The sequence below is a fragment of the Chitinophaga sp. CCNWYY40 genome, from assembly GCF_037483205.1.
Classification (GTDB): Bacteria; Bacteroidota; Bacteroidia; order Chitinophagales; family Chitinophagaceae; genus Chitinophaga; species Chitinophaga ginsengisegetis.
Genome location: NZ_JBBHLF010000004.1, coordinates 41922 through 49297, shown reverse-complemented (window position 1 = coordinate 49297; position 7376 = coordinate 41922). Strand labels below are relative to the sequence as shown.

At 44.7% G+C, this 7376-nt stretch carries 6 protein-coding genes and 1 other RNA gene; 4 read left to right on the top strand and 3 right to left on the bottom strand.

Going from position 1 to position 7376, the window contains the following annotated elements; translation table 11 throughout:
- Positions 1–175: 175 nt before the first annotated feature.
- Both rpmA and rplU read right to left on the bottom strand, forming a co-directional pair.
- Complete coding sequence (gene rpmA, locus V7S65_RS15110; protein ID WP_079468897.1) at positions 176–454, bottom strand: 50S ribosomal protein L27; 279 nt, start codon at positions 452–454, stop codon at positions 176–178.
- A 49-nt stretch (positions 455–503) separates the two neighbouring features.
- The gene (gene rplU / locus V7S65_RS15105) at positions 504–806 is read right to left on the bottom strand and encodes a 50S ribosomal protein L21 (RefSeq protein ID WP_079470010.1); all 303 of its coding nucleotides are present in this window, start codon (positions 804–806) and stop codon (positions 504–506) included.
- A gap of 438 nt (positions 807–1244) precedes the next feature.
- Here rplU and V7S65_RS15100 point away from each other — a divergent pair, with 438 nt between their 5' ends.
- The 4 genes from V7S65_RS15100 to ssrA all read left to right on the top strand — a co-directional run bounded on the left by V7S65_RS15100 (position 1245) and on the right by ssrA (position 5870).
- A complete protein-coding gene (locus tag V7S65_RS15100) occupies positions 1245–2744 on the top strand; it encodes a GH3 auxin-responsive promoter family protein (RefSeq protein ID WP_079468896.1) in 1500 nt (499 codons plus the stop codon).
- Between the two features lie 90 nt (positions 2745–2834).
- Positions 2835–4001 carry a 1-deoxy-D-xylulose-5-phosphate reductoisomerase gene (locus V7S65_RS15095; protein WP_079468895.1) on the top strand — a complete coding sequence of 389 codons (1167 nt, stop codon included), beginning with the start codon at positions 2835–2837 and terminating at the stop codon, positions 3999–4001.
- Positions 4002–4085: 84 nt separating this feature from the next.
- Complete coding sequence (gene rseP / locus V7S65_RS15090; RefSeq protein ID WP_336387165.1) at positions 4086–5420, top strand: RIP metalloprotease RseP; 1335 nt, start codon at positions 4086–4088, stop codon at positions 5418–5420.
- Between the two features lie 76 nt (positions 5421–5496).
- Positions 5497–5870: a transfer-messenger RNA gene (gene ssrA, locus V7S65_RS15085) on the top strand.
- Positions 5871–6102: 232 nt separating this feature from the next.
- Here ssrA and V7S65_RS15080 read toward each other — a convergent pair.
- Positions 6103–7299, bottom strand: a complete 1197-nt coding sequence (locus tag V7S65_RS15080) for a copper amine oxidase (protein ID WP_336387164.1) — start codon at positions 7297–7299, stop codon at positions 6103–6105.
- Between the last annotated feature and the right edge of the window lie 77 nt (positions 7300–7376).

Here is a 7376-nt window from a genome sequence, read left to right as displayed (position 1 = left end):
CTTAGCGGCGGCTTTTTTAGGAGCAGCTTTTTTAGCAGCGGCTTTCTTAGGAGCAGCAGCTTTCTTTTTAGGTGCAGCTTTCTTAGCAGCCGCTTTTTTAATTGTTGCCATTGTTTTTTGAATTTGGGTTAGTAAAAAAATTGGGTATTAAAAAAAACTTTATGGCTAACACTGATTAGGCTTCCGCCTGAGCAGTGGTATCAAATGCTTTAACAGAAACGTAAGTCTTGTTTTCGCGACCTTTTCTGAATTCCACTACACCGTCTGCTACTGCGAAAATGGTAAAATCTTTACCAACGCCTACGTTTTGACCGGGATGATAAACCGTACCTCTCTGACGAACAATAATGTTGCCGGAGATAGCTGGCTGACCACCGAAGATTTTTACTCCCAGCCTTTTGCTGTGGGAGTCACGGCCGTTTTTTACACTACCTTCACCTTTTTTATGTGCCATTGTATGATTACTTTAAACTTGTCTAATAAATAAATTTAGCTTAACAGGATTAAGCTATTTCATTGATTTTGATTCTTGTAAAGTGGGTACGGTGTCCAACTTTCTTTCTGAAGCCTTTTCTTCTCTTCATCTTGAAAGCGATGACCTTGTCACCCTGAACATGAGCCAGAATCTCTGCTTTTACTACTGATTTTACATCAGTGCCTACGGACAGCGCACCAGCATTATCTGTTAACAGTACATCGGAAAACTCCACCTTGTCTCCAATATTTCCTTGTAACTGCTGTACAAAAATTTCCTGGTCTTTTTGTACTTTAAATTGCTGACCTGCGATTTTTACAACTGCAAACATAATTATCCAAAATATAATTTCCGCAAAAGTAACCTTTTGTTTTCTAATAGACAAAGTTTTTCGGTCTTTTTTAAATCACCATGTATAAACACATATGAAGGACCGCCTAAAGCTTAATCTTTTCAAAGATACATACTTTCTTGAATTTTAAATTATTTTAACAAATAATGATTTCTGGCGCCGGGTCGCCATATGCACATTTTTATGCTATTTCCGGATCATTTAAAAACAGCTATCTTGCTGTACAAACCAACGCAAATTTGTATACTTTTGTCGTTTACACGAATAAAAACAGATAGGATGAGGACATTTATTTACCTGCTTATTTAATTACCAGAGAGGGATATTTCTTCCGGAAATCCCTAAAAATCAGTGCAATTAAATCCCCGGATAAATAAATATGCTCAGCTTTAGTCTCTCAATTATAAAACAACAGGCATGAAGTTTAAATCACTGCTGGCCAAACCATTTGCTTCTATCGTACATAATAAGATAAAGAAGGAAATGTTAAGGGCGGTAGAAGATCAGGATACTATCCTGCAGGAGCTCTTGAAGACAGGCAGAAAGACGGAATTCGGAACAGATCACAAGTTTAGCGGGGTACAAACCCACGAAGAATTTAAACAGGCTGTGCCTTTGCGGGATTATGAGCAGTTTAAGCCTTATATTGAAAAAATCAAGGAAGGCAAACAAAATGTACTGTGGAAAGGGCAGCCGATTTACCTGGCTAAGACCTCCGGAACGACCAGTGGTGTTAAATATATCCCCATCTCCAAAGAATCTGTTAATAATCATATAGATACAGCGCGTAATGCGTTGCTGAACTATATGGGAGAAACAGGCAATACGGCCTTTGCGGATGGCAAAATGATCTTTTTGTCCGGGTCGCCGGAGCTGGAAAGGGTAGGAGGCATTCCTACCGGCCGGCTGAGCGGTATCGTGAACCACCATATTCCCCGGTATCTGCGTACCAATCAGCTGCCATCGTACGAAACCAATTGTATTGACGACTGGGAAACGAAGCTGGACAAGATTGTGGAAGAAACCATTAATCAGGACATGACGCTGATCAGCGGCATACCACCCTGGGTACAGATGTATTTCGACCGCCTGATGGAGCGCAGCAATGGTAAAAAGATCAAAGAAATATTTAAGAATTTTGATGTGATGGTATACGGCGGGGTGAATTTTGAGCCTTACCGTTCCAAGCTGATGGCCTCTATAGGTTCGCCGATCCATACGGTGGAAACGTTTCCTGCCTCTGAAGGCTTTTTTGCCTTCCAGGATTCGCAGGAGCGCGAAGGGTTGCTGCTGAACACCAATTCAGGGATCTTTTATGAGTTTATACCGGCGCAGGAAATTTTTAATGAGAACCCTACGCGACTGTCGCTCAAAGATGTGCAAACAGGTGTAAATTACGCCATGGTGATCAACAACAACGCCGGATTATGGGGGTATAACCTCGGTGACACGGTGAAGTTTGTTTCCACTAATCCGTACCGTTTGCTGGTAACCGGCCGTATCAAACATTTTATTTCTGCGTTCGGGGAGCATGTGATCGGTGAAGAAGTGGAACACAGCCTGATGAAGGCGGCAGCAGAGGAAAATGTGCAGATTACAGAATTTACAGTAGCCCCGATGGTACAAACCAACGGTGAACTGCCTTACCACGAGTGGTTTGTAGAGTTTGAGAATATGCCCGCCAACATGGAGGCATTTTCCAGGAAGGTAGATGAAAACATGCGTCAGAAGAATATTTATTATGATGATCTGCTGACCGGAAATATTTTGCAACCCCTGAAGATAAGGACTGTACGTAAGCAGGGCTTTATCGATTATATGAAAGCTATTGGAAAACTGGGAGGTCAGAACAAAGTGCCTCGTTTGAGTAACGACAGGAAGCTGGCGGATGAACTGGCAGCGTATTTACAAAAATAACCGGCGATTCAGGGCGGAACGGCTGTCAGGCTATTTTACCGGCAGCTGATTCTTCATTTTTTGTTAACTGTAAAAAAGTAAATCACCGTAATGAATAAACGAAAGATTGCCATTTTCGGATCAACCGGATCTATTGGCATACAGGCACTGGAGGTGATCGCTGCGCATCCCGACAGATTTAGTGTAGAAGTATTGACCGCACAGCAAAATGCTGACCTGCTGATTGAGCAGGCGCTGAAATTCAAGCCCAATGCGGTAGTGATAGGCAGCGAAGCAAAGTACAAACAGGTAAAAGACGTATTATTTGATAAAGGCATCAAAGTATTTGCCGGTCCGAAAGCGATGGTGGAAGTAGCCGCCTGGAGTTCGATCGACATGGTACTGGCGGCCATTATGGGTTTTGCCGGCCTGGCGCCTACTTTATCTGCTATTGAACAGGGCACCCCGGTGGCATTGGCCAACAAGGAAACCCTGGTAGTAGCCGGTGATATTGTAATGGCTACCGCACGCAGGAAGAATGTACCCATTATACCGGTAGATTCTGAACATTCCGCCATCTTCCAGTGCTTGCTGGGAGAGCCTTTCAGCAAGGTGGAAAAAGTAATCCTGACCGCCTCCGGCGGACCATTCCTCGGTAAAAAGCCGAACTTCCTCATCAATGTAAAGAAAGACCATGCGCTGCAACATCCCAACTGGAGCATGGGCGCTAAAATAACCATCGATTCCGCCACCCTCATGAATAAAGGGCTGGAGATGATTGAAGCACGCTGGTTGTTTGGCCTGGCGCCGGAAAATATTGAAGTGGTGATACATGCACAATCTATCATTCACTCGATGGTGCAGTTTGTGGATGGTTCCCTGAAAGCACAGATGGGATTGCCGGATATGAAACTGCCTATCCAGTATGCGTTGGGGTACCCCGACAGGCTGGCCAATGATTTCCCCCGTTTCTCTTTCCGGAATTATCCTACGCTTACTTTTGAGCAGCCGGATACCAAAACTTTCCGTAACCTGGCTATTGCCATTGAGGCGATGCACAGAGGCGGAAACGCTGCGTGCGTAATGAATGCCGCCAATGAAGAAGTGGTGAATGCCTTCCTGAAAAACAGGATAGGCTTCCTGCAGATGACGGAAGTGATTGAAGAAACGCTGGGTAAAATACCGTTTATTGAAACCCCCACCCTGCACGATTATTATGAATGCGATAATGCCGCACGTGAACACGCTGCATCCCTTATCAATTCTATCGTTATATAAATTGCCAGTAAAAATTAACAAAGAGTTTTGCCGGAATATGTATTAAAACTGATATATTAGGCAGATTAAAGCAGAAACAATTAAATGACTACAGAGGTAATATTGGTGAAAGCCGGACAGTTGTTACTGTCACTTTCTATTTTGGTAGTGTTGCATGAGTTAGGCCATTTTATCCCGGCCAAGTTGTTCAAAACCAGGGTGGAAAAATTCTATTTGTTCTTTGATCCGTGGTTCTCTCTCTTCAAAATAAAGAAGGGCGAAACAGAGTATGGAATCGGCTGGCTGCCGTTGGGAGGATATGTAAAAATATCCGGAATGATAGATGAAAGTATGGATAAAGAACAGTTGGCAAAGCCCCCGCAGCCGTGGGAGTTCCGTGCCAAACCAGCGTGGCAGCGTTTGATCATTATGATCGGCGGCGTAACCGTGAATATTGTCCTTGCGTTCTTTATTTATGCGATGATCTTATGGCACTGGGGGGAAACCTACCTGCCTACTTCTGCCGCAAAATATGGGGTGGTAACAGATTCCCTGGCCCGCAGCATTGGTATGAAAGACGGTGATAAGATCGTTACCATTGATCACCATCACGTGGAAGCCTTTGAGGCGATCCCCGGAGATGTAATCCTGTCGGAAGCCAAAAGTATCCAGGTAGAACGTGATGGTAAAACCCTTGATCTTCCTATCCCGGCTGGCTTTACCAGGCAGCTGCTGAAGCAGAAAGCGCCTTTTGCCATGCCCCGTCTCCCTTATATTGCCGACAGCACCCTTCCGGGATCTGCTGCCGCCAGGGTAGGTGTGAAGAGCGGCGACCGGCTTATTGCCATCAATGGCGCGCCGTATCTGTACTATCATGAGTTTGCAACCGAGATCAGGAAGCACAAGAATGAAAATGTAATAGTGACCCTGGTTCGTGGCAACGATACACTGAACCTGGCCGCAAAGCTGAGCGATAAAGGCACATTTGGCGTATATCCAAAAGATCCTTTTGAGTATAAAGTAAAGAAGTATACTTTCCTGGAATCCTTCCCGGCCGGTTTTCACAAGAGCGTCGACAAACTCGTAAAATATGTGCAGCAGCTTCGCCTGATCTTTGTTTCCAAAGAAGTAAAGGTGAGTGAGTCGCTGGGTGGATTTATGTCCATCGCGAAGTTGTTCCCTGATGCGTGGGACTGGCAGATGTTCTGGGAGATGACAGCATTCCTGTCTATTATACTGGCATTCATGAATATCCTGCCTATTCCGGCACTGGATGGTGGCCACGTGCTTTTCCTGCTGTACGAGATCGTTACAGGGCGTAAGCCGAGTGAGAAGTTCCTGGAGTACGCGCAGATTGTGGGTATGCTGATCCTGTTTAGTTTGCTGTTGTTTGCAAACGGACTGGATGTATGGAGAAACCTGCTGAGCGGATTATTTTAAAAATATTACTGGCATTTGATCGGGATGAATGATCAAATGCCAGTTTTTCATGCTATCTTTGTAAACTGTTTTACAGGGGGATGCCTGGTTTTGACAGCATAGATCTTTGAGAGTGTAAGCATGCCGTGCGTTGGATAATTAGCACGATAATCTGAATATTCAAACTCTAATTGGCGAATCTAACTACGCCATGGCTGCCTAATTATAAATTAGACACCCATTATAGCCGCTTGAAGTTGTTGCCTTATGCGACTTCCGCCGCCGAATCATAAACCCATAGGGATAGGTATTCATGGTTTCTGTGAGTGAATACTGAAGCTACAACGGATAAGGAAATGGTTGGTTCGTTACGCCCCTGCCAGATCCCGACAAAACAATGCGTAAATAAGCATGTAGAAAGCTTTCGGCGAATATGTTTGGACGCGGGTTCGATTCCCGCCATCTCCACTTTTGGACGCGGTTCATTTTACCGCTTTTCAAGATTTTAAAAGTCACTGATTTTCGGTGACTTTTTTTATTTGTGCTGGTTTGAGAAGCATATTTTAGTTGGCAATTCGGTTAGCTTTTATCTGCCGGAACTGTAACTATCTGAATTAGTACAAAAAATCTTCAGGGGCTATGTTAAAATAATAGCTGAGGTGCCCTCAAAAAGTCAGACACTTTTGGGGGCACCTCAAATAGGCTACTTCATATCTACAGGGATAAAAATTAATGGTGTTGGTAAACAGGAGGCGCCCGGAGGTGAATAGGTGAAATGAATGGTTTGCACTTCTCCGTTTGCGGCAGGTGGGAATACCTGCACTAAAATAGCTTCCGGTGATTTTTTGGTGATAAGGCGATCTGATGGCAATTGAATGATGCCTTCTTTGAATTTTCCTTTGCTCACTATCATGGTATTGGCCATGCCGCCGCACCACTGGTTATTATCGCTGCGGGCGTTCCAGGTTACCAGCGCGAGACCTTGTCCGTTGTTGCTTTTCCATTTCAGTTCCACGTTGTACATCACGCCGTAGTTGCCGGCCAGGGTAGCTCTTTTTCCCGTGGTGCCTTCCCGGCCAAGTACCCAGGGGTCTTGCTCACCATCGGCCATCACCATTTGCACGATGCCTTTCTGTGTGTCGATGGTATCGTTGGAAACCACTTCATAATTGCTTACGCCAAAAAGGCCGCGGCCTGCGCCGCTCTGGCTTTTGGAGGGTAGTATGCTGGCGCGTGCAAGGGCAGTGGCGACAGGTGTTCCGGGGGCTGTTTGCACAACACTGATTTCGCCTGGCTGGTCAATCACAAAATCATACAGGCCATGCACCAGTTCATCATATTTTACCTGGTATTTTTCCTGTGCAGGATCAATGGCCAGGATTTTTCCGGGTGCTATGGTGCGGACTTCGGTTTGCGGTGTAGCAGCAAAATAATCTGCCAGTCCCTGTTTACCTACCTGAAAATAGCTGGTGCTGGGCTTTTGGGAAGAATATTTCAGCATGCGGATATGCATGGGTGCGGCGCCGGTATTTTTTATCACCGCTACAATTTTGGTGGTGATCTTAGTTGGTTCTTTCACACCGTTTACGTTATATACATAAAGCCGTACTGTGCCTGGTGCTACTTTTTCTTTCAGTGCAATGGCTTCCGGCACGCGGATATATTCCGGATCATCTGAAATAATATATTGCGGGCCTGATAAAACTATCTTCTCATAGTTAATCTTTGGCAGTTGTTCATTGAGGATACCAGGCAGTTCTACAATGCTGCCTTGTTTGGTGGTCAGCAGCTTTTGCCGGATTTCTGCCGGCACCGTTTGTGCTGCGGCAGGCAAAGTAAGTACAAGATGACTGCTGATAAAGAGCATGGTGAGCCCTGAACGTGTGAATAATTTTTTCATGATGTTACTTAATAGAGATAGATAATATTTTTTATCAATTAAGACAAACTTAATAAAAAAATTAAGAAACAAATAGG